Source organism: Streptomyces sp. ID05-26A, assembly GCF_033794685.1.
GTDB lineage: Bacteria > Actinomycetota > Actinomycetes > Mycobacteriales > Pseudonocardiaceae > Lentzea.
The window spans coordinates 60,241-85,804 of sequence record NZ_JARAYZ010000003.1 but is presented as its reverse complement, the minus strand read 5'-3'; the positions used below and the strand labels follow the sequence as shown (position 1 = coordinate 85,804).

Annotated in this window: 23 protein-coding genes; 14 read left to right on the top strand and 9 right to left on the bottom strand. The window is 69.4% G+C overall.

What is annotated here, in order from left to right; all coding sequences use genetic code 11:
- Nucleotides 1-13: 13 nt before the first annotated feature.
- Complete coding sequence (locus PV646_RS27585; protein ID WP_500345176.1) at nucleotides 14-1,411, bottom strand: ABC transporter substrate-binding protein; 1,398 nt, start codon at nucleotides 1,409-1,411, stop codon at nucleotides 14-16.
- Nucleotides 1,412-1,553: 142 nt separating this feature from the next.
- Complete coding sequence (locus PV646_RS27580) at nucleotides 1,554-2,312, bottom strand: SGNH/GDSL hydrolase family protein (protein ID WP_500345175.1); 759 nt, start codon at nucleotides 2,310-2,312, stop codon at nucleotides 1,554-1,556.
- 137 nt (nucleotides 2,313-2,449) lie between these two features.
- On the opposite strand from PV646_RS27580, the gene PV646_RS27575 reads away from it, so the two are divergent.
- The 5 genes from PV646_RS27575 (at nucleotide 2,450) to ilvD (ending at nucleotide 8,821) form a co-directional block, all read left to right on the top strand.
- A complete protein-coding gene (locus PV646_RS27575; protein WP_500345174.1) occupies nucleotides 2,450-3,358 on the top strand; it encodes a DUF4142 domain-containing protein in 909 nt (302 codons plus the stop codon).
- A 95-nt stretch (nucleotides 3,359-3,453) separates the two neighbouring features.
- Complete coding sequence (locus PV646_RS27570; RefSeq protein ID WP_500345173.1) at nucleotides 3,454-4,935, top strand: DUF1996 domain-containing protein; 1,482 nt, start codon at nucleotides 3,454-3,456, stop codon at nucleotides 4,933-4,935.
- A 175-nt stretch (nucleotides 4,936-5,110) separates the two neighbouring features.
- On the top strand, nucleotides 5,111-6,280 hold the full coding sequence (locus tag PV646_RS27565) for an alginate lyase family protein (protein ID WP_500345172.1): 1,170 nt from the start codon (nucleotides 5,111-5,113) through the stop codon (nucleotides 6,278-6,280).
- 258 nt (nucleotides 6,281-6,538) lie between these two features.
- Nucleotides 6,539-7,123, top strand: coding sequence for a hypothetical protein (locus PV646_RS27560; protein ID WP_500345171.1), 585 nt, complete (start codon nucleotides 6,539-6,541; stop codon nucleotides 7,121-7,123).
- A gap of 9 nt (nucleotides 7,124-7,132) precedes the next feature.
- A complete protein-coding gene (gene ilvD, locus PV646_RS27555) occupies nucleotides 7,133-8,821 on the top strand; it encodes a dihydroxy-acid dehydratase (RefSeq protein ID WP_500345170.1) in 1,689 nt (562 codons plus the stop codon).
- Here ilvD and PV646_RS27550 read toward each other — a convergent pair.
- Complete coding sequence (locus tag PV646_RS27550) at nucleotides 8,798-9,637, bottom strand: LysR family transcriptional regulator (protein WP_500345856.1); 840 nt, start codon at nucleotides 9,635-9,637, stop codon at nucleotides 8,798-8,800. The genes ilvD and PV646_RS27550 overlap by 24 nt on opposite strands.
- 81 nt (nucleotides 9,638-9,718) lie before the next feature.
- Between PV646_RS27550 and PV646_RS27545 the strand changes: the two genes are divergently transcribed.
- Nucleotides 9,719-10,423, top strand: coding sequence for an SDR family oxidoreductase (locus tag PV646_RS27545; RefSeq protein ID WP_500345169.1), 705 nt, complete (start codon nucleotides 9,719-9,721; stop codon nucleotides 10,421-10,423).
- Between the two features lie 127 nt (nucleotides 10,424-10,550).
- Complete coding sequence (locus PV646_RS27540) at nucleotides 10,551-11,324, top strand: DUF2382 domain-containing protein (protein ID WP_500345168.1); 774 nt, start codon at nucleotides 10,551-10,553, stop codon at nucleotides 11,322-11,324.
- Between the two features lie 54 nt (nucleotides 11,325-11,378).
- On the opposite strand, the gene PV646_RS27535 is transcribed toward PV646_RS27540, so the two are convergent.
- The gene (locus PV646_RS27535; protein WP_500345167.1) at nucleotides 11,379-12,977 is read right to left on the bottom strand and encodes an AMP-dependent synthetase/ligase; all 1,599 of its coding nucleotides are present in this window, start codon (nucleotides 12,975-12,977) and stop codon (nucleotides 11,379-11,381) included.
- A gap of 50 nt (nucleotides 12,978-13,027) precedes the next feature.
- On the opposite strand from PV646_RS27535, the gene PV646_RS27530 reads away from it, so the two are divergent.
- Both PV646_RS27530 and PV646_RS27525 read left to right on the top strand, forming a co-directional pair.
- Nucleotides 13,028-13,567: a TetR/AcrR family transcriptional regulator gene (locus tag PV646_RS27530; protein WP_500345166.1), complete on the top strand. Its 540-nt coding sequence runs from the start codon at nucleotides 13,028-13,030 to the stop codon at nucleotides 13,565-13,567.
- 26 nt (nucleotides 13,568-13,593) lie between these two features.
- On the top strand, nucleotides 13,594-14,202 hold the full coding sequence (locus PV646_RS27525; protein ID WP_500345165.1) for an alpha-ketoglutarate-dependent dioxygenase AlkB: 609 nt from the start codon (nucleotides 13,594-13,596) through the stop codon (nucleotides 14,200-14,202).
- Here the strand turns inward: PV646_RS27525 and PV646_RS27520 are convergent.
- Nucleotides 14,168-15,112 carry an SDR family oxidoreductase gene (locus PV646_RS27520; protein ID WP_500345164.1) on the bottom strand — a complete coding sequence of 315 codons (945 nt, stop codon included), beginning with the start codon at nucleotides 15,110-15,112 and terminating at the stop codon, nucleotides 14,168-14,170. The two genes, PV646_RS27525 and PV646_RS27520, sit on opposite strands and share 35 nt — an antisense overlap.
- 133 nt (nucleotides 15,113-15,245) lie before the next feature.
- Here PV646_RS27520 and PV646_RS27515 point away from each other — a divergent pair, with 133 nt between their 5' ends.
- Nucleotides 15,246-16,088 (top strand): helix-turn-helix transcriptional regulator, encoded by an 843-nt coding sequence (locus PV646_RS27515; protein WP_500345163.1) that lies wholly within the window; start codon nucleotides 15,246-15,248, stop codon nucleotides 16,086-16,088.
- On the opposite strand, the gene PV646_RS27510 is transcribed toward PV646_RS27515, so the two are convergent.
- The 3 genes from PV646_RS27510 to PV646_RS27500 all read right to left on the bottom strand — a co-directional run bounded on the left by PV646_RS27510 (nucleotide 16,060) and on the right by PV646_RS27500 (nucleotide 19,737).
- Nucleotides 16,060-16,629 carry a TMEM175 family protein gene (locus PV646_RS27510; protein WP_500345855.1) on the bottom strand — a complete coding sequence of 190 codons (570 nt, stop codon included), beginning with the start codon at nucleotides 16,627-16,629 and terminating at the stop codon, nucleotides 16,060-16,062. The genes PV646_RS27515 and PV646_RS27510 overlap by 29 nt on opposite strands.
- Nucleotides 16,630-16,648: 19 nt before the next feature.
- Nucleotides 16,649-18,280 (bottom strand): PHP domain-containing protein, encoded by a 1,632-nt coding sequence (locus tag PV646_RS27505; RefSeq protein ID WP_500345162.1) that lies wholly within the window; start codon nucleotides 18,278-18,280, stop codon nucleotides 16,649-16,651.
- Between the two features lie 71 nt (nucleotides 18,281-18,351).
- Nucleotides 18,352-19,737, bottom strand: coding sequence for a PP2C family protein-serine/threonine phosphatase (locus tag PV646_RS27500; protein ID WP_500345161.1), 1,386 nt, complete (start codon nucleotides 19,735-19,737; stop codon nucleotides 18,352-18,354).
- Nucleotides 19,738-19,875: 138 nt separating this feature from the next.
- On the opposite strand from PV646_RS27500, the gene PV646_RS27495 reads away from it, so the two are divergent.
- Nucleotides 19,876-24,021, top strand: a complete 4,146-nt coding sequence (locus PV646_RS27495; RefSeq protein ID WP_500345160.1) for a hybrid sensor histidine kinase/response regulator — start codon at nucleotides 19,876-19,878, stop codon at nucleotides 24,019-24,021.
- Between the two features lie 7 nt (nucleotides 24,022-24,028).
- Here PV646_RS27495 and PV646_RS27490 read toward each other — a convergent pair whose 3' ends face one another.
- A complete protein-coding gene (locus tag PV646_RS27490) occupies nucleotides 24,029-24,376 on the bottom strand; it encodes an STAS domain-containing protein (RefSeq protein WP_189158009.1) in 348 nt (115 codons plus the stop codon).
- Nucleotides 24,377-24,501: 125 nt separating this feature from the next.
- Here PV646_RS27490 and PV646_RS27485 point away from each other — a divergent pair, with 125 nt between their 5' ends.
- The 3 genes from PV646_RS27485 (at nucleotide 24,502) to PV646_RS27475 (ending at nucleotide 25,562) form a co-directional block, all read left to right on the top strand.
- On the top strand, nucleotides 24,502-24,888 hold the full coding sequence (locus tag PV646_RS27485; RefSeq protein ID WP_500345159.1) for an ATP-binding protein: 387 nt from the start codon (nucleotides 24,502-24,504) through the stop codon (nucleotides 24,886-24,888).
- Nucleotides 24,889-24,909: 21 nt separating this feature from the next.
- On the top strand, nucleotides 24,910-25,143 hold the full coding sequence (locus tag PV646_RS27480) for a DUF6480 family protein (protein WP_500345158.1): 234 nt from the start codon (nucleotides 24,910-24,912) through the stop codon (nucleotides 25,141-25,143).
- Between the two features lie 71 nt (nucleotides 25,144-25,214).
- Nucleotides 25,215-25,562: an STAS domain-containing protein gene (locus tag PV646_RS27475; protein ID WP_500345157.1), complete on the top strand. Its 348-nt coding sequence runs from the start codon at nucleotides 25,215-25,217 to the stop codon at nucleotides 25,560-25,562.
- Nucleotides 25,563-25,564 lie beyond the last annotated feature (2 nt).

Sequence of the window (25,564 nt, the reverse complement as noted above, 5' to 3'; positions counted from 1 at the left end):
AGGACCAGGTCCGTCATCCGCCCACCCCCGTGTCGATCAGCGACCCGCACGAGTACCCCGAGGCCGGCGCGAGCCGCGACCAGGTCCCGCCCTTGAGCTTCACCAGCGTCATGCAGGCCGAGGTCCGCTTCCCGCCGACGTCCTGCGGCGCGACCATGCCCTCGGCCGTGAAGTCGTGCACCTGCCGCACGGCGTCGAGCATCGCCTTGCGGGTCAGCTGCGGCCCGACCTTCGCCGCCGTGGTCACGAACAACCGGGCGGCCGCCCACGCGAACATCCCGAAGTACGAGGGCGCCGCGCCGGGAGCCACCCGTCCGAGCCACTGCTTGTACAGCGCCACCTGGGCGTTCGACTCCTCGAACAACGCGCCGTTCGTGTAGACGACGGTGCCGTCGACCGCCGCGCCGCCCTGCCGCACGTAGGCCGGGTCGTAGGCGGACGGGTCGGTGATGAACGCCTCCGGCGTGTACCCCTGCTGGCGCATGGCCTGCTGCAGCCGCACCGCGTACTGCGCCGACCCGATCCAGTAGACGATCTTGGTGCCGGTCTCCTTCAGCTTCGCCACGTACGGCGCGTAGTTGACGTCCGCGATGTCGATGGCCTGCGAGTACACGAACTTGATGCCGCGTGCCTCGGCCGCCTTCTGCATGCTGCGGGCGTTCTGCGCGCTCGCGTCGGCGTTGAGGTACATGTACGCGGCGTTGCCGATCGCGCCGGGGAAGCTCGACTTGACCAGGTCGGGGCCCGCGGACGACACGAGGTTCACGACGTTCGACGCGGCGCCGAAGCTCACGGGCGTGCGCTGGCGTTGGGCGGTGACGGTCGAGGCTCGCAGATCGGGGATGCCGCAGCCGGTGGCGGCCGGTCCGCCGCCCTGGTCGAACGCCGACATCGAGCCGACCAGTGCGAAGGCCTGTTCGCAGGCCTGGGAGGTGGCCTGCTGGTCGCCGCCGCTGTCGGTGCGGGAGTCGAACGAGACGAGCTTGAGCTTGCGCCCGCAGACCGAGCCCTGGGTGGCGTTGAAGTACTCGACGAACGCCTTGGTCGCCTGCTGGGCGGACTGGAAGAGGCCGGGCACCGGGCCGCTGATGTCGGAGATGTTGGCGATCGTGATCTCGCCGGCCGTGACGCCCTTGTCCGTGGCGCCGCCGGTGCCCTGGCAGCCACCGGCGATGCTGCCGGGAGGGTTCGGCTGCTTGTTCGGCTGCTGCGGGTTCGCGGCGCCCGGTTGCTCCGCGGTGCCCTCACCGGGCACCGCGCCGTCCTCGCCGGTCACCGCACCGTCCTGGGTGCCCGCCGACCCTCCCTGCGGCACGACGAGGGCTGCGCGTTGCTCGTCGGTGAGCCTGCTTCCGCATCCGGCGAGCAACGCGCAGATCGTGAGTGCGATCAGTGCGGTCCTGCGACGCATGCGAACGGACGCTAGGGGTCTGCATCCATCCAGACCCAAGCAACTTCTAGAACGCGTTCTACATGCAAAGAATCGCGCGCAACCCCGTCACTAAAGCGTGGTCACGTCGTTAATGAAGGCCGTTCGAAGGAACACGTTCTACTTACGAAGGCGGCAGCAGCTCCGGGCGGCGCGGCCGGATCACGTCGCCGGACGACTCACCGCGCACCCGCCGCAGCACCCACGGCACGACGTGCTCGCGCGCCCACTTCCAGTCCTCCGCCCGCCGGACGCGGCGGTCCCGCAGCGGCGCGACACCGAGCAGGGTCCGCTCCAGCGCGTGGTCGACCCCCAGGCCTTCCAGCGTCGAGATGGCGACCTCGGTGTGACCGAGCGAGTTCAGGTGCAACCGGTCCGCCGACCACATGCGACGGTCACGCAGCTGCCGCATGTTCCACATGTCGACCAGCACGCACGAGTGTTCATGAGCGATCGCGCGCACGTGTTCGTTGTAGATGGCCACGCGACCACGCATCTTGCGGAACACCGGGTCGTCACCACCGTCGACGCCGGTGAAGAGGATTACGCGCGCACCCGCGGACACCAGCCGTGCGACGGCCGCGCGATACCGGCGCATCAACGCGTCGATGTCCACCTTGGGCCGCATGAGGTCGTTGCCGCCCGCATAGAGCGATACGAGGTCGGGCTTCATCTCGAGCGCTCGGTCGAGCTGCTCCCCCAGCACCTGCGGCAGCAGCCGGCCCCGCACCGCCAGGTTGGCGTAGGTGAACTCGGGGTCCATCGCCCCCAGCACGTCGGCGACGCGGTCCGCCCAGCCCCGCACCCCGTTCGGACGACCAGCGTCTTCGTCGCCCACACCCTCGGTGAACGAGTCCCCCAACGCCACAAAACGCTTGCTCATGCTCACGACCCTATGTCGGGCATTTGGAGCAGGAACGGCCGGGGTTGCGGCCGTTTCGATAACGTTTCGGTAACGGCGACGTCTCGAACTGAGGCGGGTTCCCATTCCTGGCCGTATTCCCGTTCGTGCGACTCCCCATGGACTTGGCGAAGCCGACGCGACTGATGGTCGCGGTGGCCGGCTGTGCGCTGGCGGTGCTTCTGAACACCGGAACCGCTGTCGGCCAGCCGACGACGACGCCGTCCACCCCCATCTCGACGCCGCCGCCCGACAGCGGCGGCAAGGGCGACGAGGTCGTCCAGACGCAGTGGGGCCCGCTCGGACCGGCTGACCGGGACTTCATGAACCGGGTCAAGCAGGCCGGGCTGTGGGAGAAGCCCGCGGGCGACAAGGGCAAGGCCAAGCGAGCCGACCAGCCCAAGATCCAAGAGGCCTGCAAGCACCTCATCGAGGGTCACACGCTCCTGGACAACGTGGTGAACCGGGCGGGCGTCCTGCTCGGCCACACGTTGCCCACGGAGGCCTCGGACGAGCAGAAGGGCTGGCTCGCCGAGATGGACGCGGCGAACGGCGACGAGTTCGACGCCGTCTTCGCCAACCGGCTCCGCGCGGCCCACGGCAAGGTCTACGCCTACGCGGCGCAGATCCGGGCCGGTACCAAGAACGAGCTCATCCGCATCCTTTCCACGCAAGCGATGATCACCGTCTTCGACCACATCAAGGTGCTCGAGGAGACCGGCAAGGTCGACTTCGCCGGACTGGAATCACCGCAGCCGCTCGCGCCTCCGCCTCCCGCCGCGGACAGCACCGGGACTCCGGACGCGACGGGCGACCAGGCGGCGGCCGACCAGACGGCGAACCCGACCGACGGAGTGATCCCGACCGTGCCGGAGGGCACCAGGTTCACCAGGACCGCCGAGCAGGGCGTCTTCGGTGACAACAACGGTGTCTTCTTCGGCGCCATCGCGGTGCTCGCGCTCGCGCTGGTGGGGATGCGAATGATATCCCGATCGAAGAAAACACGGCGGAAATCTCGTTCGTACTAGAAAAAACAGCACACCCAGGTCAATTCCGAAGATAGCGGCCCCATTCCGCCGTCAGCTTCGCCATGCCGTTTTATCTGACTACCACGAGGTGGCAAATGGCTATTCACCGGAGGAAATCCACGATCTGGCTCACCGCCGCGGCTGCGGCGATGGCCGTGGTCGCGGGCGGCGCCGCGGTGGTGGCCATCAGTTCTTCTGATGGCTCCGCGCTCGCCGACGGTGCGGACAAGAGCTTGTTCGTCGACATCACCAAGGTGAAGCCGAACGTCAAGAAACCAAGGCAACAGAACAACGCCACCACAGGCACGTTCACCGTGAACTGCGGACGGAACGAGAACGGGCACTTCAACCCGGACAACTTCATCGCGCAGCCCGGTGTCCGCAACGGTGCCGAGCACCTGCACGACTACGTCGGCAACCTCTCCACGAACGCCGACTCGAACAACCAGTCTCTGCAGGCGGCCGGTACGACCTGCAAGAACGGCGACAAGTCCGCCTACTTCTGGCCCGTCGTCCGCATCATCGACGAGGAAGAGGCCGCGGAAGGCGCCGAGGGCGGCGAGAACGCCGAGCAGGCCCCGCCGAAGAAGGACGACAAGGCGCAGCAGGACAAGGACAAGGCCGCCAAGGAAGCGGCCCAGCTCCAGTGCCCCGACGTCGCGTCGCTGCTCCCCGAGGACGTGCCGGACGCGGCCCAGGCCGAGATCGACCGCGAGCTCGAGAACATCGAGAAGGTGACCGAGGAGGCCGAGAAGAAGGTCGCGTCCACCAAGGCACAGGACCGCGACAACATCATCGTCGGCCCGACGCGCGAGAAGCGCGCCGCCATCCTCAACCGGATGATGCTGGCGTTCAGCCGCCAGGGCCAGCAGGCCCCCGACCTCAACCCGGCCGCCGCGTGCGCCGTGAAGGACAAGGCCCAGGGCGAGAAGGGCCTCGACAACGGCAACGAGAACGCCGACGACGCCCAGGCCGAGGGCACCGAGGACAAGAAGAACCAGAACAACGGCGAGGAGAACGCCAACAACGAGCTCGAGGGCAACGAGGGCGAGATCCAGCGCCCGGCCGTCGTCGACCTGCAGTTCCGCGGCTCGCCCGTCGGCAAGGTCACCGCGATGCCCAAGTTCCTCCGCGTGCTCTACGGCGACGCCAAGGCCGGCCAGAACGGCCCGAAGAACGCCAAGGCGTCCTGGACCTGCACGGGCTTCGAGGACAAGGTCCTGATGGACAAGTACCCGATCTGCCCGCAGGGCCAGAAGGTCAAGCGCGTGCACGACTTCCCGAGCTGCTGGGACGGCAAGAACATCGACTCCGCGAACCACCGCGACCACATCGTGTTCCCGGACCAGAACGGCAAGTGCAAGCAGGGCTTCAAGGCCGTGCCGCAGCTGCGCATCTCGCTGACCTACAACATCCCGCTGGACGTCCAGCAGGAAGGTCGCTACCTGGTCGACTCCTTCCCGGAGGAGGAGCACAACCCGCTCACCGACCACGACGACTTCGCCAACGTGATGTCGCAGAAGATCATGAACCGCCTGGTCAACTGCGTCAACACCGGCAAGAAGTGCCGCGAGTGACGCTCTGACCACGTAGTTCGGCAAGGCGACGTCCCCCGGTGCCCCTCCCGCGCACCGGGGGATTTTCGTTGCGCCACAAGCCGTTCAGGTGTTCACGCACATGAACCGGTTCACCACCGTGAACCTTGTTCCGGAATGATTGACCGCAAAGGTATAGACCACTAACACTGACCGCATGGTCACCCGCTCCTGCACGGTGCTGATCGCACTGATCGCATCCCTTCTGGTCCCGGTCACCGGCCCAGCCCAAGCGGCGCCGGCGACGTTCGTCCACCCCGGAGTCGTGGTCTCCCGGCCACAGCTGGACTTCATGCGCACCAAGGTCCTGGCGGGCGCCCAGCCGTGGAAGACCGCCTACGACCGCATGATGGCGTCGAAGTACGCCGACCTGAACCGCACGCCGAAACCCCGCGCCGTCGTCGAGTGCGGTCCCGTCAGCAACCCCAACAACGGCTGCACCGACGAACGCGAGGACGCCCTCGCCGCCTACACCCTCTCCCTGGCCTGGTACGTCACCCGCGACGCCAGGTACGCGACCAAGGCCATCCAGATCATGGACGCCTGGTCGAACACGATCCGCGACCACACCAACTCGAACGCCCCGCTGCAGACCGCGTGGTCGGCCAGCAGCTGGCCCAAGGCCGCCGAGATCATGAAGCACGTCTACGGGACGTGGCCCAACAGCGCCCGGTTCGGCACGATGCTGCGCACCGTCTACCTGCCCGAGATCCAGAACGGCCGCGCGAACACCAACGGCAACTGGGAACTCAGCATGATGGAGGCGTCGATCGGCATCGCCGTCTTCCTGGAGGACCGCGCGGCCTACGACAAGGCCGTGAGCATCTTCCGGACGCGCATCCAGGCGTTCATCTACCTGACCACCGACGGAGCGCTGCCGAAGACGCCGCCGGGCAGTGGCATCGACACCAGGGCCGAGATCATCTCCTACTGGCACGACCAGTCCACGTTCGTCGACGGCGTCACGCAGGAGACGTGCCGGGACTTCGCCCACACGGCCTACGGTCTCTCCGCCGCCTCACACCTCGCCGAGACCGCGCGGATCCAGGGCCAGGACATCTGGGGCGAGATCAAGGACCGCATGCGGCACGCGTGGGGCCTGCACACGAAGTACCAGAACGGCGAGCCGGTGCCTTCGTGGCTGTGCGGCGGGAGCTACTCCCGTGAACTCGGACCGACGCCGGAGGTCAGCTTCAACGCCCTGAACACCCGGCTCGGCATCGGGATGGCGAACACCAAGATCTACACCGAGTCGAAGCGTCCACACGGGACGGACAACCTGTTCATCGCCTGGGAGACGCTGACTCACGCGGCCAACCCGTCCTGACGAACGCGGGTGGGTGGTCGTCCCGCGACCACCCTCACCTCGTGCTGTACACCCTGGCTCGCGCGACCAGGAGTTGTGCCTCGTCACGCTTCTCCGAGTCGCACCGCCCTTGCCCGATCCACTCCTCGTGTTCCCCCTAGCCGCCTGATTGCCAGGAAGCCGGAACGGGAGCGTCACCGAAGGGTGTAACGGGCGGCTCCGGCAGATCGATCAAGCTCCCGGCACGTTCGGAGCACTCTGACACCCCGGGGAAACGCAGTGGCCGATCGCCTCCAGATACTCACCTCGATCTACCAGGCGGACCGCGCCGACCGCAGCGCGACGCTCACCGTCAGCCTCGCCACGATGGGCGCCGCGGTGACCTACCTCGTGGGCACCATCGCGTTCTACGACAAGATCGACCTGCTCGGCTGGGCGATCGCGCTGCTGCCCTTTCCGTTGGTGTGCATAGCCGCGTTCCACGCGACCCTGCTCAACCTGGCCGCACTGCGCGCTCGTTCCATCTTGACCCTGGAACGCGAACTCGTGTCCGCGGCGGCGATTCCCGGTGTCGACATGAGCACTGTCGGGGTGAGCGCGAGTGAGCGCGCCACCAATGTGCACACAGCTCCTCTTGCCCTACGGGCCGCGGTGATCATCGCTTACGGCGGCGTCGGGATCATCTACCTCGCGTACATCGCCCTGATGCTCGTCAAGGCGGCACGACACGTTTCCGGCTGGATCGCCGTGCCGATCACCGCCTACACGCTGCTGCTGGTTCCGATCGCGCTCGCGTGGCACAAGAGCACGACCCTGCTCGACTTCCGTGTGTCTGCGGATGAGGGCGGCTCCACAGACGACTAGCGTGCCCTCATGACCGAGACACCGGACGTGAAGCCACGCAGCCGCGACGTGACCGACGGCCTGGAGCGCACCGCCGCGCGCGGCATGCTCCGGGCCGTCGGCATGGGTGACGAGGACTGGGAGAAGCCGCAGATCGGCGTCGCCTCGTCGTGGAACGAGATCACGCCCTGCAACCTGCCGCTGGACCGCCTCGCGAAGGCGTCCAAGGACGGCGTGCACGCGGCGGGCGGGTATCCGCTGGAGTTCGGCACCATCTCGGTGTCGGACGGCATCTCGATGGGCCACGAGGGCATGCACTTCTCGCTGGTCTCGCGCGAGGTGATCGCGGACAGCGTCGAGACGGTCATGATGGCCGAGCGCCTGGACGGGTCGGTGCTGCTCGCGGGGTGCGACAAGTCGTTGCCCGGCATGCTGATGGCGGCGGCGCGGCTCGACCTGGCCAGCGTGTTCCTCTACGCCGGGTCGATCCTGCCCGGCCGGGTCACGCTGTCCGACGGCACCGAGAAGGAAGTCACGATCATCGACGCGTTCGAGGCCGTCGGGGCCTGCGCACGCGGGTTGATGAGCCGTGCGGACGTCGACCTGATCGAACGCGCGATCTGCCCCGGTGAGGGCGCGTGCGGTGGCATGTACACCGCGAACACCATGGCGAGCGCGGCAGAGGCCCTGGGCATGTCGCTGCCGGGCAGTGCCGCTCCCCCGGCCACCGACCGGCGCCGGGACGGGTTCGCCCGCCGGTCCGGTCAGGCCGTGGTCGAGATGCTGCGCAAGGGCATCACCGCACGGCAGATCATGACGCGCGAGGCGTTCGAGAACGCGATCGCCGTCGTCATGGCGTTCGGCGGCTCGACGAACGCGGTGCTGCACCTGCTCGCCATCGCGCACGAGGCCGGTGTCGAACTCGGTCTCGACGACTTCAGCCGCATCGGCGCGCGTGTGCCGCACCTCGCGGACGTGAAGCCGTTCGGCCGGCACGTGATGACGGACGTCGACCGCATCGGCGGCGTGCCCGTGGTGATGAAGGCGCTGCTGGACGCCGGTCTGCTGCACGGCGACTGCCTCACCGTCACCGGCCGCACGGTCGCGGAGAACCTCGCCGACATCGCCCCGCCCGATCCGGACGGCCTGGTGCTGCGCGCGCTCGACAAGCCCATCCACCACACCGGCGGCATCACGATCCTCAAGGGCTCGCTCGCCCCGGAGGGCGCCGTGGTCAAGTCGGCGGGCTTCGACTCGGACGTCTTCACCGGCACCGCCCGCGTGTTCGACCGCGAACGGGCCGCGATGGACGCCCTGGAGGACGGCACCATCACCGCGGGCGACGTCGTCGTCATCCGCTACGAGGGTCCCAAGGGCGGGCCGGGCATGCGCGAGATGCTCGCGATCACCGCGGCGATCAAGGGCGCGGGCCTCGGCAAGGACGTCCTGCTGCTCACCGACGGCCGGTTCTCCGGCGGTACGACGGGTCTGTGCGTCGGGCACGTGGCACCGGAGGCGGTCGACGGCGGGCCCATCGCGTTCGTCCGCGACGGCGACCGGATCACGCTGAACGTCGCCGACGGCACGCTCGACGTGGACGCGGACCTGGAGAGCCGCAAGGAGGGCTGGGCGCCGTTGCCTCCCCGCTACGAACGCGGCGTGCTCGCCAAGTACGCCAAGCTGGTCGGCTCGGCGTCACGCGGAGCCGTCTGCGACTGAGTCGCGCCGCCTGGCCGCCCTGACCAGGGCCCCGACCGGGGTACCGGGCGGCCAGGCGAGCACCGTCGTGACGTCGGGTGCGTCCACGACGGGCACGGCGACGTGTTCCGGCCACTGCCAGGCGCGGCTGGAGGCGGGGATGACGAGCAGGGTCAGGCCGAGCGCCACGAGCTGGGCGAGCTGCGACTGCGTGCGCACCTCGGGTCCGGGACCGTCCGGGTAGGTGCCGTCGAGCCGGGGCCAGCGCGCGATCGGCAGGCCGGGCACGTCGCCGACCTCGGCCAGCGTGACGCTCTCGCGCTCCGCCAGTGGATGCGCGGCGGGCACGATCGCGACCTGGCCCTCGGTGTGCAGGTCCTCGGTCTCGAACCCGGCGAGGTCGTCGTAGGGCCGGTGCATGATCGCGACGTCGGCCTGGCCGTCCCGCAGCCGGTGCGCCTGCTCCCCCACCTCGCACAGCAGGACCTCGACCGGTTCGGTCGCCGCGTCGAGCAGTGCGCGCAACAGCTCGTGGGACGCGCCCGCCTTCGTCACGAGCACCAGCGGGCGGCCGGAGTCCCCGGCCCGGCGGGTCCGGCGCGCGGCCGCCTCGACCGCGTCCAAAGCCGTTCGGGCCTCCCGGAGCAGCACCCGGCCGGCGTCGGTGAGCGCCGCGCCACGACGGTCCCGGTCGAGCAGCCGGACGCCGAGCCGTCGTTCCAGCTGGTTGATCGCCCGCGAGAGAGGCGGTTGCGCGATGCCGAGCCGTGCGGCCGCGCGTCCGAAGTGGAGCTCCTCCGCGAGAGCGACGAAGTACCGCAGTTCACGGGTCTCCAGGTCCACCGGCCCAGCCTAATACCGGTGGGGTATCACGGCTTACTGGATCGATCTTGGACAGCGGGGACGCGGCCGCCGAGCATGGATCTCGTGAACGACACGAAGACCGCGCTGGTCACCGGCGCGAACAAGGGAATCGGCTTCGCCATCGCGGAGGGGCTCGGCACGCTCGGCTTCACGGTCGCGGTGGGCGCGCGGGACGACGTCCGCCGCGAGGACGCCGTCGAACGTCTGCGCGCCATGGGAATCGACGCGGTCGGAGTCGCGCTGGACGTCACCTCCGACGAGAGCGTCGCGCGGGCCGCCGCGTCGATCGAACGGCTCGACGTGCTCGTCAACAACGCCGGCGTCGGCGGTCCCGCCCCGCAGGATCCGACGACCATCGACCTCGGCACGATCCGGACCGTCCTCGACACCAACGTGCTCGGGGTCGTCCGCGTCACGAACGCCCTGCTCCCGGTGCTGCGCCGAGCGCCGTCACCGCGCATCGTGAACGTGTCGAGCAACATGGGCTCGCTGGCGTTGCGGACCGGTCCGATCATGGCCGCCTACGCGCCGTCGAAGTCGATGCTCAACAGCATCACCGTCCAGTACGCGCGGGCGTTCGACGGCACGAACATCGTCATCAACGCGTGCTGCCCCGGCTACGTCGCCACCGACTTCACCGGCCACGCGAGTACGCGCACCCCGGACCAGGGCGCCGCGATCGCGGTCCGGCTCGCCACCCTGCCCGACGACGGCCCGCGCGGCGGCTTCTTCGACGACGACGGCGTCATCCCGTGGTGACGTCCCCCGGTCGGCTGAACTGCCACGCGCGTGCGGTCACCCGGTCGGTGGGCGCCCGCGATTAGGTCCACAGTGGCGGGTACCTCGCGGTGGCAGGCAACCACGGCAAACGCGGAGGGACGGCACGATGATCGACCAGACGCACGTTGAGGCTCTGTACGACTGCGACGTGATCGACAACCAGGGCGAGAAGATCGGGTCGGTCAAACGGGTCTGGCTCGAGGACGGCACCGGCAGGCCCATGTGGGCCGAGGTCCACACCGGACTCTTCGGCATGCGGGAGAGCTTCGTCCCGATCCAGCAGGGCGAGGTGGCGGGCGGCGGCATCACCGTCCCCGTCTCCAAGGCGCAGGTGAAGGACTCGCCGAGCGTGCGCACCGAGGACGACCACATGTCAGATGAGGAGCAGGAAGCGCTCTACCGGCACTACGGCATGATCCCGCACGCCAAGACCGGCGAGCACGACCGGCTCGACGGCAGGCAGGACGCCAAGCGCGCCGGCATGCGGGACAAGGCCGGCATGCGGAACGAGGGTGACGCCGCCGAGGTCACGCTCTCCGAGGAGAAGCTCGACGTCGGCACCCGCAACGTCGAGGCGGGCCGGGTGCGGCTGGTCAAGCACACGGTCACCGAGGAACGCAACATCACCGTGCCCGTGACGCACGAGGAGGTCCGCGTCGTCCGCGAGCCCGCGAAGGGCGAGCCGGGCCGGGCGTTCGCCGACGAACAGGCCGAGGTCACGCTGCACCGCGAGGAACCGGTGGTGCAGAAGCGCACCGAGGCCACGGAACGGGTCCGGCTCGAGAAGGACGTCGTCACCGAGCAGAAGGACGTCAAGGGCCAGGTGCGCAAGGAACGCGTCGAGGTCGAACGCGACGACGAACCGCGCGGCCGCCGCTGAACGAACGAAGACTGCGAACCGCCCACCACTTCCGCCGTGGGCGGTTCGCGCTTTTCAGTACAGAGCGTCCAGCACGTCCTGGTAGCGCCTCTCGATCTCCCGGCGGCGCGGCTTCAGCGACGCGGTCAGCAACCCGTCCTCGACGCTGAAGTCGTTCTCCAGCACCGCGAAGCGCTTGATCGTCTCGTGCCGTGCGAGCTGCGCGTTGACCGTCTCGACCGCCCGGGAGACCTCGGCCCGGGCGTCGGCGACACCCGGCGCGGTGTCCGGGTCGAGCGTCACCAGCGCCACGCAGTACCTGCGGCGGTCGCCGTGCACGATCACGTTGCTGATGTACGGCGACGCCGCGTTGATCATGCTCTCGATCCGGGTCGGCGCCACGTACTTGCCGCCCGAGGTCTTGATGAGCTCCTTCTTGCGGTCGGTGATCCTCAACCGGCCCGCGTCGTCCAGCTCGCCGATGTCACCGGTGTGCAGCCAGCCGTCGACCAGCGACTCCGCGGTCGCGTCCGGCCGGTTGTGGTAGCCGCGCATGACACCCGGTCCGTGCAGCAGCACCTCGCCGTCCTCGGCGATCTTCACGTCCATGCCGGGGATCGGCGGGCCGACGGTGCCGATCTTGATCATGCCCGGCCGGTTGAAGAACGTCGCCGCGGACGACTCGGTGAGGCCGTAGCCCTCGAGGATCGTGATGCCGGCGCGGGCGAAGAACTCCGCGATCTCCGGCGCGAGCGGTGCGGAGCCCGAGACGAAGTAGCGGATCCGGCCGCCCACCCGGTCGCGCAACTTGCGGTACACCAGGCGATCCGCGAGCCAGCGCGTCGCCGGGCCGTGGTCGCGGTCGGCCCACCGGAAGATCTTCTCGGTGGCGCCGCCCTTCTCCCGAGCGCCCGCGACGACCCTGCCGTGGATCTTCTCGAAGATGCGCGGCGCGGCGGCCACGATCGACGGGCGCAGCTCGCCCAGGTTGTCCACGATCCGCTCGACGCTGCCGTCGACGGCGGTCGGCACGCCCGCGGCGATCATCGCCATCGTCAGCACCTTGCCGAACGCGTGCGAGAGCGGCAGCCAGAGGAAGTGCAGGTCCGTCGGCTGCAGGATGCCCAGTGACGCCACGGCTTCCGCCGTCGTGAGCCAGTTCTCGTGGGTGAGCTCGACACCCTTGGGCGTGCCGGTCGTGCCCGAGGTGTAGATCAACGTCGCCAGGTCGTCCGGCCCGAGGTCGCCGATCAACGCCTCGTAGTCGCCCTCGCCGCGGGGCACCGCGCCGAACCGCAGCACCTCGACGCCGTCCGGCATCAACGCGGCGTGCTCGTCGTCCTCCACGACCACGATCCGGCTGCCCGAGTCGCCGACGATGTGCGCGACCTCCCCGGCCGTGCTGTTCGGGTAGATCGTCGTGGTGGCGCCCCCGGCGGCGAGCACGGCGAGGTCGGTGACGATCCACTCGATGCTCGTGCGGCCCATCAACGCCACGCGGTCGCCCTTGCGCAGACCGGCCCCGGCGAGCCCGAACGCTTCCGCCGCAACACGGTTCTGCAGCTCGGACCACGTCAGCGAGACCCAGCCACCACCGTCGCGGTACCGCATCGCCTCGGCGTCGGGCGTGCGGGCGACACGGTCGCGCAGCAGGCCGGGAATCGACAGCGCCATGACTTCTCCCCTTCTCTGGAGCGTCGCTCCAGAGCGGTACTCTAACCCTCATGCCCGACCGACGACAGTCTCTCCTCGACGCGGCGCTCAAGCTCGTCGAGGAAGGCGGCCTCGACGCCGTCACGATCGCGGCCCTGACCGAGAGGTCGGGCATGTCGAACGGCAGCATCTACCACCACTTCGGCAGCCGCGCGGGTGTGTTCGCGCAGCTCTACGCCGACAGCTACGGCCGTTGTGTCGCCGCGATGCTGCCCGCGCTGCGGACGGGCTCAGCCGAGGAAGGCGTGCGCGGCCTGACGCTGAGCTACCTCGACTGGGTGATGGCGAACCCCAGCCGGGCGCGCTTCCTCTACGCCGCACCGGATCACGCCGATCCCGCGGCCAAGATGGCGGAGTTCGCGCCGGTGCTGGCGTGGTTCCTGGACCGGATGGCGGCCGGCGAGCTGCGCGCGGTGCCGCCGTGGGCGCTGGAGCCGGTGGCGATGGGGGCGGCGCACGAGTCGGTGCGCCGGTTCCTGCTCGGCGTCTTCGACCTGGCGCAGGCGCGCGAGATCGTCGCGGACGCCGTGTGGGCCGTGCTATCGCCCTAGAACACGTGTTCGATTATGCTCTCCGCATGCGCCAGGGATCCCTCTTCGACCTGGAAGCGGAGCCCGAGCTGGCCCCGCTCGCCCCACGCCGCACCGAACTCGCCCACGGCGCGTGGATCGACGTCCAGCCGGGCTGGCTCGCGGGTGCCGACGCGGTGTTCGACCAGCTCGTCGCCGAGGTGCCGTGGCGGGCCGAACGCCGCCAGATGTACGACACGGTGGTCGACGTGCCGCGCCTGCTCTGCTTCTACGGCGGCGCCCTGCCGTTCGACGTCCTCACCACGGCCCGCGACACTCTCAGCAGGCACTACCTGGCGGAGCTGAACGAACCGTTCACCACGGCGGGCCTCTGCTACTACCGCGACGGCCGGGACAGCGTCGCGTGGCACGGCGACACGATCGGCCGCGGCCAGACCGAGGACACGATGGTCGCGATCCTGTCCGTCGGCACGCCCCGCGCCCTGCTGCTGCGGCCGCGCGGTGGCGGCGAGACGCACAAGTACGCGCTGGGCCACGGCGACCTGCTCGTGATGGGCGGCTCGTGCCAGCGCACCTGGGAGCACGCGATCCCGAAGACGTCCACAGTGGTCGGTCCGCGGATCAGCGTCCAGTTCCGCCCGCACGGAGTCCGCTAGCCACCAACTCCTCCGACACCTCCCACACGCGGCGGGCCTCGTCGACGCCGCGCAGGCGGCTGTAGAGGGCTTGCTCGGCAGGCGGTCCGCTCAGGTGCGCGACGCGGCTCGGACCGTAGAACACTGCCGCGTCGGGAACGGTCGCGGCGAGCAGGGCCGGCAGCTGAGCGGACTCGACGGTGCCGAGGACTCCCACCCGCGAGAGCACCCGGATCACCCGCACGCCGAGCGTGTCGGACGCGCGCCCCACCTCCGGACGGGCGGCCAGCAGGTTGGTCGGCGCGACCCCGGGATGCGACAGGGTGCTGGTGATGCCCCAGCCGCCCGCCTCGCTGCGCCGCGCGAGTTCCAGTCCGAAGAGCCCGAGTGCGATCTTCGACTGGCTGTAGGCCTTGGCGCCGCTGTACGAGCGCTCCCAGTTGAGGTCGTCCCAGTTGATGGCGTTCTGGTTGGCGGAGATGCTGATCTGCGACGTCACGCGGGCGCGGCCGGCCTTCAGCACCGGCAGCAGGTGCGTGACGAGGGCGAAGTGCCCCAGGTGGTTGGTGCCGAACTGCAGCTCGAACCCGTCCGCGGTCGTCTGGCGGTCGGGCGGGGTCATGACACCCGCGTTGTTGATCAGGATGTGCACCGGCCTGTCCTCGGCCAGCAGCGTGTCGCCCAGCGCGGCGACCGACCGCAACGAGGAGAGGTCGAGCGAACGCAGCGACACCTGCGCGTCCGGGGTCCGCCGGCGGATCGCCGCGATCGCCGCCTCGCCCTTGCGCTGGTTGCGGACGGGCAGGACGACCTCGGCCCCGGCCGCCGCGAGCCGTCCCGCGATGCCGAGCCCGACCCCGTCGCTGGCGCCGGTGACGATCGCGCGCCTGCCGGACAGGTCCGGGATCTCGACGTCGTACTTCCTGCTCATCGCGCACTCCCCTGCTCGTCGTGGCTTGCTCGTTCCACCGTGGACGGACGGCCGCCGCTGATCCAGGACCTGACAGTCCGTGGCTGCGAAGCCGCGCGACCGTTAGAAAGGAGCCACGGCGAGAGGAGTGACCGTGATCGACCGAACCGGTCTGGCCGCGTTCCTGCGGCACCGCAGGGAGGCGTTGCAACCCGAGGACATCGGCCTGCGGCGCGGACCGCGACGGCGGACGAACGGCCTGCGCCGCGAGGAGGTCGCCGCGCGCTGCAACATGTCCACCGACTACTACGCCCGCCTGGAGCAGGAACGAGGCCCGCACCCGTCCGAGCAGATGATCGCGGCGATCGCCCAGGGCCTGCACCTCTCACTCGACGAGCGCGACCACCTGTTCCGCCTCGCGGGCCACACCCCGCCGCACCGCGGCCCGTCCGGTGACCACGTCACCCCCGGCCTCGCGCGGATCTTCGACCGCCTGCACGACACCGCGGCCGAGATCGTCACCGACCTGGGTGAGACCCTGCGCCAGACCCCGCTCGGCAGCGCGCTCACCGGCGACCTGACCCGGTACGCGGGCCCGGAGCGCAGCCTCGGCTACCGCTGGTTCACCGATCCCGGCTGCCGCGCGTTGTACGAGCCCGCCGACCACGAGTTCCTCGGCCGGATGTTCGCCTCGGGACTGCGCGAGGCCCTCACCCGGCACGGTCCCGGTTCCCGCGCGGCCCACTACACCGAACTCCTGCTCGCCCGCAGCGAGGAGTTCCGCGTCGTCTGGGAACGGCAGGAGATCGGCCTGCGCCCCAAGGAGGTCAAGCGCTACGTGCACCCGAGCGTCGGCGCGCTGGAGCTGCAGTGCCAGACGCTGCTCGACCCCGACCAGCACCACTTCCTGCTGGTCTACACCGCCACGCCCGGCAGCGAGAGCTACGAGAAGCTGCAGCTGCTCTCGGTCATCGGATCCGCTGCGCCAACGGGCTGACCAGCAGCAACAGCAGACCCCAGTAGCTGATCAACGGCGACAGCACGAGGGCGAGCAGCAGCACGGCGGTCGGCACGAGCGCCCGGAGCACCACCGGCCGCGACAGTCCGCGCGCCTCCACTGCCAGCTCCGGGCTTCCGTGCACGAGCAGCGTGATCGCGGTCAGCAGCGCACTGCTGACGGTGATCGTGCCGATGTAGAAGAACTGGGTGAAGTGGTCCACTCCCGGCCTGCCGACGAGCTCGGTCGGGAACGGCAGCACCACGATGGTGAGCAGCCACGCCATGTTCAGCACCACGAGCGGGCCGCTGTACTGCTTCACGTTCTCGAACAGCCGGTGGTGGGTGAACCACAGGTGCGCGATGACCACGAAGCTCAGCAGGAAGCTGAAGATCTGCGGCCAGTGGTGGGCGACCAGCTCGGACGCCGGCTCGGAACCCGTGTCCGAGGTGATCTCCACCAGTGGCAGCACCAGCAGGGTGATCGCGATCGCGACCACCGCGTCGGTGAACAGGACCAGGCGGTCGGGCTCGCGCTTCATGGACACGAGCCCAACCTACTCAGATCACGTCCACGAACACCGGGTTGGCGTAGAACCAGAGGTCGGCCCACGGGTCCGAGTTCGCGATCTCGTCGATCACCGGGTCACCGGACGAGGTGAGCCGCTTGCCGTCGCTGCCCCGCAGCCGCAGGTAGAAAGAACGCTCGACGCTCTTGAACGTGTGCGTGAACCGGATCTTGCCCTTGCGCGGCACCTCGAACGTCTTCGCGACCGCCGTCTCGGGCGCCACGAACAGGTCGCGGTCGGCGGACGGACCGGTCACCGGCCCCGAGATCAGGTCGACCTTGGCCAGCACGGGCGTGGCGCCCGAGAAGTTCGGGCCGGTGGTGCGGTCGATCTCGATGGTGACCTCGACGTCGCCGCCACGACGCACGAAGGTCCGCCCGCCCAGGGTCACGCCGCGCAGGTCGTCGCGCGAACGCACGCGCAGCTCCAGGCCGTCGATGAGGTGGCCGTGCACGGTGAGGACCTTGCCCGCCTGCAGACCGCGCATGACGTCCACATAGGACTTCGAGCGGGAGCCGACGACGTTCGCGCCGTACTGGCCGGGGAAGAAGTCGCCGTAGGCGGTCTGCTTGACGCCCGAGTCGATCGGCGCGCCCTTCGACCCGGTAGTGGCGTAGTCCTGCTTGCCGGGTGTGAGCGTGTCGTTGAAGACCTGGTGCACGTCCGAGTTCGCGGTGATCCACCACGGACGGCCCTCGGCGAGCAGCGAGTCCCACAGGCCGCCGACCTTCGCGGTCATCCAGTCGAACCCGCCGTGCGTGCGGTAGGACTCCGGCGGGTAGGCCTGGAACGACTCCGGCAGCGGGGCGGCCGTGTCGTAGTAGCCGCGCGCACGGCCGGAGCCGCCCGCGGACTTCGGCGTGCCGGCGGCCTGGTGGCCGGGCGCGCCCTCCATGCCGACCGCGACACCGGGGGCCGCGTCGCGCCAGCCGCGGATCTCGTGCGGGCTGTCGACGCCGCGCCGGGACGGGTGGTTCGCGAACATCAGCGCGATCTCGGTCCGTCCGGAGAGGACCTGCGCCTCCAGGTACCGCAGTGCGGCCAGGGCGAGCGACTCCGTGTTGTTCGCGATCCTGCCGTCGTAGGACAGTTCGAAGGCCTTGAGGATGTCGACGGTGTGCTTGCCCGGCGGCAGGAACACGGTGGCGTGCTCGGCACCGGGGATGTTCCACTCCAGGCCCTGGTAGACCAGCACGTCGCGCTGCGACCGGCGGACCTTCTCGATGTCCGGCGTGATCTGGTCGATCGAGAACTTCTGGTGCGCGACGCCGCCGTGGTCGGTGATCACGACCCAGTCGAGGCCGAACTCGTGCGCCTTCGCGACCTGTTGCGCGATCGTGTACTGGCCGTCGTCGGAGTACTGGGTGTGGATGTGGTGGTCGCCCGCGTACCAGCGCTCACCGCCGCCCCACGGGTTGACCGGGACGTGCGCCTCGGCCTTGCCGGTGCCCACGGCGACGGCTCCGGCGGCGCCCGCCACGATGCCCAGCCCTGCCAGGAACTTGCGGCGCTCGACCGACGACGGGCGGTCGTCCTCGGGGTCGAGCCAGCTGCCTTCGACCGGCTCGACCTCGTGGTGGTGGTGCGCGTGATCACCGTGCGGGTGATCGTGAGAGTGGGACATGCGCCGATCTCAGCCGGTCAACCTGTCGTGGCAAACGAACGCGAGATGAACCCTTGTACCGGGAATTTCGTTCACACCGCCTGGACGGCCAGCAACGCCAGGTCGTCGTGGTCGTCCCGGTCCAGCCACTTGAGCACGGCCCGCTCGCAGTGCCGCGCGATCTCCTCCGCCGGCAGCCCCTTGCACTCCTTCAGCACCGCCCGCAGACGCTGCTCGCCGAACAACTCCGTGCGGTCCGTGTGTGCGCGGGCCTCGGTGAACCCGTCGCTGTACAGCACCAGCGTGTCCCCCGGTGCCAGCGTCACCTGCTCGCCGGAGAACCGGACGTCCGCCAGGATTCCGACGATCGCGCCCGTCGCGCCCACCTCGTCCACGCTGCCGTCGGCCCGCAGCACCAGCGGCGCGGGGTGGCCGCCGGACGCGAGCGACAGCCGCACTCCCCCGTCTGCCAGCGGCACGAGCTCGCCGACGACAAGGGTGGTGAAGAGCTTCGAACCGGTGGCGCGCAACGACGTGTTCAGCAGGTGCAGCAGCCGCACCGGGTTCGTCTCGACCAGCGAGAGCGCCTGCAGCGACTGCCGCACACGTCCACTGTGGACCGCGGCCTCCAGGCCGTGGCCGCAGACGTCGCCCAGCACGAACGTCGCCGAGCCGTCCGTGCGCGGGTGCACGTCGTAGAAGTCGCCGCCGACCAGCGCCCGTTGATGGGCGGGGATGAACACCGAGGCCAGCGTCACACCGCGCACCTCGGGCAGCGGCAACGGCAGCAGCGCCGACCGCAGGATCTCGATCGTCCGCTGCTGCTCGCTCAGCTTCGACGACGACTCCAGCGCCACGGCCGCGTGCTTGCCGAACAGCTTCACGCGCTCGACGTCGTTCGGCGCGAAGTCGCCCTTGCGCACCACGACCAGCGCGCCGCCGACCCCCAGCGGCACCGCGAGCGCGCAGCCGAAGTCCTCCGGCACGCCCCAGCTACCTTCACCCAATGAGGTGATCTTCGTCAGCTTCGACGTGCCGGTCAGCACCTCCGAGATCTCGGAGGCCCGGCGAGGCGTGCGGGTGACCGTCGGTTCTCCGCCACCGCAACGCCACCACTCGAGCCGATCACGGGTGGCGGGCACCACGGCGACGCAGTGCTCGCCCAGCAACTCCGCCGCGAGCTGCACGATCGTCTTCAGCGTCAGTTCGCGCGACGAGCCGCCGGCGAGGCGCAGGTGGGCGTGGTCGAGCGTGGAGTCCGTGAAGTACCAGGCACTCCAGCCCTCGCCGAGGTCGTGCTGACGGCCCGCGACGTGCACGTCGAACTGCCCGCCGAGCCCCAGGCGGGGGAACCGGTCCGCGGCCGCGGCGTTGCGCACGCGCACCACTCCGGAGGGGTCCACGACGAAGACGGCTTCGCGCAGCCCGTCCACCAGGCGCTGCCAGCCGTCGAGGTCGATGCCCACGACGCTGCTCATCCGCTCTTGTCCTGCGCGTTCGGCCGGATCATCACGGCCTCCTGCGGGTCGTTTGCGTGCATCGCGGCATCAAGTTACCTCGCTCCCAACCTAACGTGGCAGTCTTGGCTGCGACCACCGAGGCACGGAGGGCTTGGAGTGACCACGGCCAACGAAGAGACGGACGCGACCCTCGAACGGGTTCTCTCCGCCATGAGAGACCTGCGGGACGGCAACTTCCGCCGCAGGCTCGTCGTGCCGGGGAACGGGCCCGTCTCGGCGCTCGCCGACGTGTTCAACGAGATCGCCGAACGCAACCAGTGGCTCGCCGGGGAACTGGGCCGGGTCCGCCAGGCCGTGGGCCAGGAGGGCCGGCTGACCGAACGGGTGGCGCCCGCGGGCACCGCCGGGGGCTGGTCGCTGATCGCCGACTCGGTGAACGGCCTGGTCGAGGACCTGATGAGGCCGACGACCGAGCTGAGCCGCGTGCTCGCCGCCGTCGCCGAGGGCGACCTGACCAAGCGCATGTCGGACCAGACGCTGCGCGGTGAGTTCGCGACGCTGGGCTCGACGGTGAACGGCCTGGTCGACCAGCTGTCGTCGTTCGCGGACGAGGTCACCCGTGTCGCCCGTGAGGTCGGCACGGACGGCCGTCTGGGCGGTCAGGCGAAGGTCCCCGGCGTGGCCGGCACCTGGCGCGACCTGACCGACAACGTCAACTCGATGGCGAACAACCTGACCAACCAGGTCCGCAACATCGCCCAGGTCGCGACGGCCGTGGCGAACGGCGACCTGACGCAGAAGATCACGGTCGACGTCTCCGGCGAGATGCTGGAGCTGAAGAACACGCTGAACACGATGGTCGACCAGCTGTCGTCGTTCGCCGACGAGGTCACCCGTGTCGCGCGCGAGGTCGGCACGGACGGCAAGCTCGGTGGTCAGGCGAAGGTCCCCGGCGTCGCCGGCACCTGGCGCGACCTCACCGACAACGTCAACTTCATGGCGGACAACCTGACCACCCAGGTCCGCAACATCGCCCAGGTCACGACGGCCGTGGCGCTCGGCGACCTGACCCAGAAGATCACCGTCGACGCCCGCGGCGAGATCCTCGAACTGAAGTCCACGATCAACACGATGGTCGACCAGCTGTCGAGCTTCGCCGACGAGGTCACCCGTGTCGCCCGCGAGGTCGGTTCGGACGGCCGCCTGGGTGGCCAGGCGCAGGTGCCGGGTGTCGCCGGCACGTGGCGCGACCTCACCGAGTCGGTGAACGTCATGGCGAACAACCTGACGACCCAGGTCCGCAACATCGCCTCGGTGACGACGGCGATCGCGCGGGGCGACCTGACGCAGAAGATCACGGCCGACGCGCGCGGCGAGATCCTCGAGCTCAAGACCACGATCAACACGATGGTCGACCAGCTGTCGAGCTTCGCCGACGAGGCCACCCGCGTGGCCCGCGAGGTCGGCACCGAGGGCCGCCTCGGTGGTCAGGCCACGGTGCCGGGCGTCGCGGGCACGTGGCGCGACCTGACCGACAACGTCAACTTCATGGCGAACAACCTGACCAACCAGGTCCGCAACATCGCGCACGTCGCCACCGCCGTCGCGAACGGCGACCTGTCGCAGAAGATCACCGTCGACGCGCGCGGCGAGATCCTCGAGCTGAAGTCCACTTTGAACACGATGGTCGACCAGCTGTCGTCGTTCGCCGAGGAGGTCACGCGTGTCGCCCGCGAGGTCGGCACCGACGGCCGGCTGGGCGGTCAGGCCCGCGTGCAGGGCGTCGCCGGCACGTGGAAGGACCTGACCGACAACGTCAACCTGATGGCGGACAACCTCACCGACCAGGTCCGCAACATCGCCGCCGTCGCCACCGCCGTCGCGAACGGCGACCTGTCGAAGAAGATCACCGTCGAGGCGAAGGGCGAGGTCGCGACCCTCGCCGACACGCTGAACGGCATGGTCGACACGCTCCGGGCGTTCGGTGACGAGGTCACCCGTGTCGCCCGCGAGGTCGGCACCGAGGGCATCCTGGGCGGCCAGGCGCGCGTGTCCGGCGTGGCCGGCACGTGGAAGGACCTCACCGACTCGGTGAACTTCATGGCGGACAACCTGACGAACCAGGTCCGCAACATCGCCCAGGTCACCACCGCCGTGGCGCAGGGCGACCTGACGAAGAAGATCGACGTCTCGGCGCGCGGCGAGATCCTGGAGCTCAAGACCACGATCAACACGATGGTCGACCAGCTCAGCTCGTTCGCCGACGAGGTCACCCGCGTGGCCCGCGAGGTCGGCACCGAGGGCAAGCTCGGCGGCCAGGCCGAGGTCGACGGCGTGGCCGGCACGTGGTCGAAGCTGACCGACAACGTCAACCAGCTCGCGTCGAACCTCACCACTCAGGTCCGCGCCATCGCCGCCGTCGCCACCGCCGTGACCGCGGGCGACCTGACCAGGCAGATCACCGTCGACGCGTCCGGCGAGCTCGCGGAGCTCAAGGACAACGTCAACCAGATGATCGCGAACCTGAAGGAGACCACGCGGGCCAACCGCGAGCAGTACTGGCTCAAGACCAACCTGGCCCGGCTGTCCGGCCTGATGCAGGGTCACCGCGACCTGCGCGCGCTGGCGTCGTTGATCATGAGCGAGCTGACGCCACTGGTCAGCGCCCACCACGGCGCGTTCTTCCAGATCGAGGAGGACGACTCCAAGCACTCCCTGGAGCTGACCGCCACCTACGGCTTCCGGCTGGACTCCGCCCGCATGACCCGCGTCGCCATGGGCGAGTCGCTGGTGGGCCAGTCGGCGCTCGAGAAGAAGACGATCCTGGTCGCCCAGGTCCCCGGCGGCTACCTGACCGTGTCGTCCGCACTGGGCGAGTCGGCGCCGGTCAACCTCGTGATCCTGCCGATCCTGTTCCAGGGCGAGACCCTGGGCGTGATCGAGCTGGCGTCGCTCAACGAGTTCTCCGAGGTCCACCTCGACCTCCTGGACCAGCTCAAGGAGGCCATCGGCGTCAACGTGAACACGCTGCTGGCCAACTCCCGCACCGATGCCCTCCTGGTCGAGTCCCAGCGCCTCACGACGGAGCTCAGGGCCGGTTCCGAGGAGCTGGAGGACCGCGCCCGCCAGCTCCAGACGGCGTCGAAGTACAAGTCCGAGTTCATGGCGAACATGTCGCACGAGCTGCGCACGCCGCTGAACTCCCTGCTCATCCTCGCGAAGCTGCTGGCGGACAACCTCGACGGCAACCTCAACCCCAAGCAGGTCGAGTTCGCCCGCACGATCCACTCGTCCGGCTCCGACCTGCTGCAGCTCATCAACGACATCCTCGACCTCACCAAGGTCGAGGCGGGCCACATGACGCTGCACGAGGACCCGGTCCGGCTCGACGAGCTGGTCCGCTACGTCGAGACGCTCTGCCTGCCGCTGACGGCGGAGAAGAACCTCGAGTTCTCCGTACGTGTGGACCCGAACGTGCCGGAGACGCTGCACACCGACGAGCACCGGCTGCAGCAGATCCTCCGGAACCTGCTCTCGAACGCGGTCAAGTTCACCCATGACGGTGGCATCCGCCTGCACGTGCGCATGGACGACCCGTCCACCGTGGCGTTCGACGTGCACGACACCGGCATCGGCATCCCGGCCGAGAAGCTCGCCGTCATCTTCGAGGCGTTCCAGCAGGCCGACGGCACGACGTCGCGCAAGTACGGCGGCACGGGCCTGGGCCTGTCCATCAGCCGGGAACTCGCGCAGTTGCTCAACGGCGCCCTGCGCGTGCGCTCCGAGCCGGGCATCGGCTCGACCTTCACCCTCTGCCTGCCGCTGGGCAAGGTCGTCTCGGACGTGGTCGTCCTGCCCGCGCCGATGCCGATCGTCACCCCGGCGCCGGTCGTCGCCAACCCGGGCGCGGTCCGGTTCCACGGCGAGAAGGTCCTGGTCGTGGACGACGACCTGCGCAACGTCTTCGCCCTCACGAGCGTGCTCGAACTCGTCGGCCTGGAAGCCATCTACGCCGACAACGGCATCACCGGCGTGCGCGCCCTGGAGCAGTACGACGACGTGGCGATCGTCCTGATGGACATCATGATGCCCGAGCTGGACGGCAACGCCACGATCTCGGCGATCCGGGCGATGGAACGCTACGCGGACCTTCCGGTCATCGCCGTCACCGCGAAGGCGATGAAGGGCGACCGGGAGAAGTCGCTCGCCTCCGGCGCCACCGACTACGTCACGAAGCCGGTGGACACCGAACACCTCATCCGCCTGATCGCCTACTACCTGGGCGTCTCGGCGGAGGCCTGACCGGAACTCAGCGGGCCGAGTCCACGGCCTCCTGGACGGCCACGTCCACGGATTCGAACAGGCTCAGCACCTCGGCCACGTCGGCGAGTTCGAACAACCGCCGAACAGGGCCCTGAGCAGCGGCGATCCGCAGCTGCCCGCCGGCCTCGGCCAGCCTGCGGTGCCAGTCCAGCACCAGCGCGAGGCCGGTCGAGTCCATGAAGGCCAGTTCGGCCAGGTCCAGCACGGCGTGCGACCCGGTCACGTCCGAGTCGAGCCGTGCGGACAGCAAAGGCACGGTGTCGATGTCCAGTTCCCCGGCAACGGCGAGAACTCGCCATCCCCGCTGGACATCGCTGCCGACGTTGAGCTCCATCGTCGCCGTTTCCTTCCGCCACGCCCGACTCGTGCGACCCAAATCGTGCAGCACGACGTCCGAGCATGCGACCACCGGGGGGCTGAAAGATCCGAACGACCCGCCGGATGTGCGACGATGCGCCTGTGTTGAACGACCCACTGGCAGAGGTGCGGGTGACCCTGACCGCCGACGGCGGTTCGTGCGCTCGTGCACGTCAGGTGGTGCGCGAGGTCGCGGCCTCGTGGGGGCTGTCCGAGGATCTCACCGACGACGCGCAGCTCGTCGTGACCGAACTCGTGTCCAACGGCATCGACCACGGTGAGGGACCGATCACACTCACGGTGAGCCGGAGGGCCGGGGGCATGCTCGTCGAGGTGCACGACCAGTCGTCGCAACTGCCCCAGCTCAGACCCGTGGACCCGAACAGCGCGCGCGGGCGCGGCATGCAACTCGTGCAGGCGCTGAGCGTGAAGTGGGGCACGAAACCGCAGACCAGCGGGAAAGTGGTCTGGGCTCAGCTAGAAGCGTGAAAACGGGGTACCTGAACCCGTATGACCGCACTCCCGCCCGACCCCGAACCCGACCTCACACGCGGCACTGAGCCCGGAGGTGGGGTGAACCCGGGAGAAACCCCTCCGGACTCCGGATCGACCACCACGGGCCTGTCCCACCACGAACGGACCCCTCCCAAGGCGACCGCCGGACGCATCGTGATCGCGATCATCGTGCTGTTCGCGCTGCTGGTGGCCGCGATGCTCCTGACCCGAGCTTTCCTGCTCGTGTGACCGCGGTGCCGAACGACTCCGGTTGTGGACGTCCGCCGACGGCGCGTACGGTCGAGGCGGACGGGAGTCTTATGAACCAGCTTCGACAGAGAACCACCTACGTCCAATCCATCCCGATCGTCGCTCTCACGGGCGAGATCGACATGATGTCGTCGGCACCGGTGACCAGCAGGCTCGCCGAGCTGCTCGACCGCAAACCACCCGCGCTGGTCCTCGACCTGCGGGAAGTGCGCTTCTTCGGCTCCGAGGGGATCCGTGCGCTGGTGGAGACCCAGCACCAGGCCGACGAGCTCGGCGTCAAGTTCGGCGTCGTCAGCGACAGCCGGATCGTGCTGCGCCCGCTGGAGATGACAGCGGTCGACCAGTTGCTGCTGCTCTTCAACGACGTCGACGACGCCGTCACCGCCCTGAGCGCCTAGCC

Bases quoted from the DNA above. Each gene is read 5' to 3' on its own strand.
- PV646_RS27535 (WP_500345167.1), bottom strand. From the start codon at position 12,977: ATGGCGCTGTCGATTCCCGGCCTGCTGCGCGACCGTGTCGCCCGCACG.
- PV646_RS27490 (WP_189158009.1), bottom strand. From the start codon at position 24,376: ATGGAGCTCAACGTCGGCAGCGATGTCCAGCGGGGATGGCGAGTTCTC.
- ilvD (WP_500345170.1), top strand. From the start codon at position 7,133: ATGACCGAGACACCGGACGTGAAGCCACGCAGCCGCGACGTGACCGAC.
- PV646_RS27510 (WP_500345855.1), bottom strand. From the start codon at position 16,629: ATGAAGCGCGAGCCCGACCGCCTGGTCCTGTTCACCGACGCGGTGGTC.
- PV646_RS27565 (WP_500345172.1), top strand. From the start codon at position 5,111: ATGGTCACCCGCTCCTGCACGGTGCTGATCGCACTGATCGCATCCCTT.
- PV646_RS27480 (WP_500345158.1), top strand. From the start codon at position 24,910: ATGACCGCACTCCCGCCCGACCCCGAACCCGACCTCACACGCGGCACT.
- PV646_RS27500 (WP_500345161.1), bottom strand. From the start codon at position 19,737: ATGAGCAGCGTCGTGGGCATCGACCTCGACGGCTGGCAGCGCCTGGTG.
- PV646_RS27545 (WP_500345169.1), top strand. From the start codon at position 9,719: ATGGATCTCGTGAACGACACGAAGACCGCGCTGGTCACCGGCGCGAAC.
- PV646_RS27475 (WP_500345157.1), top strand. From the start codon at position 25,215: ATGAACCAGCTTCGACAGAGAACCACCTACGTCCAATCCATCCCGATC.
- PV646_RS27505 (WP_500345162.1), bottom strand. From the start codon at position 18,280: ATGTCCCACTCTCACGATCACCCGCACGGTGATCACGCGCACCACCAC.
- PV646_RS27540 (WP_500345168.1), top strand. From the start codon at position 10,551: ATGATCGACCAGACGCACGTTGAGGCTCTGTACGACTGCGACGTGATC.
- PV646_RS27570 (WP_500345173.1), top strand. From the start codon at position 3,454: ATGGCTATTCACCGGAGGAAATCCACGATCTGGCTCACCGCCGCGGCT.
- PV646_RS27525 (WP_500345165.1), top strand. From the start codon at position 13,594: ATGCGCCAGGGATCCCTCTTCGACCTGGAAGCGGAGCCCGAGCTGGCC.
- PV646_RS27530 (WP_500345166.1), top strand. From the start codon at position 13,028: ATGCCCGACCGACGACAGTCTCTCCTCGACGCGGCGCTCAAGCTCGTC.
- PV646_RS27575 (WP_500345174.1), top strand. From the start codon at position 2,450: ATGGACTTGGCGAAGCCGACGCGACTGATGGTCGCGGTGGCCGGCTGT.
- PV646_RS27580 (WP_500345175.1), bottom strand. From the start codon at position 2,312: ATGAGCAAGCGTTTTGTGGCGTTGGGGGACTCGTTCACCGAGGGTGTG.
- PV646_RS27520 (WP_500345164.1), bottom strand. From the start codon at position 15,112: ATGAGCAGGAAGTACGACGTCGAGATCCCGGACCTGTCCGGCAGGCGC.
- PV646_RS27585 (WP_500345176.1), bottom strand. From the start codon at position 1,411: ATGCGTCGCAGGACCGCACTGATCGCACTCACGATCTGCGCGTTGCTC.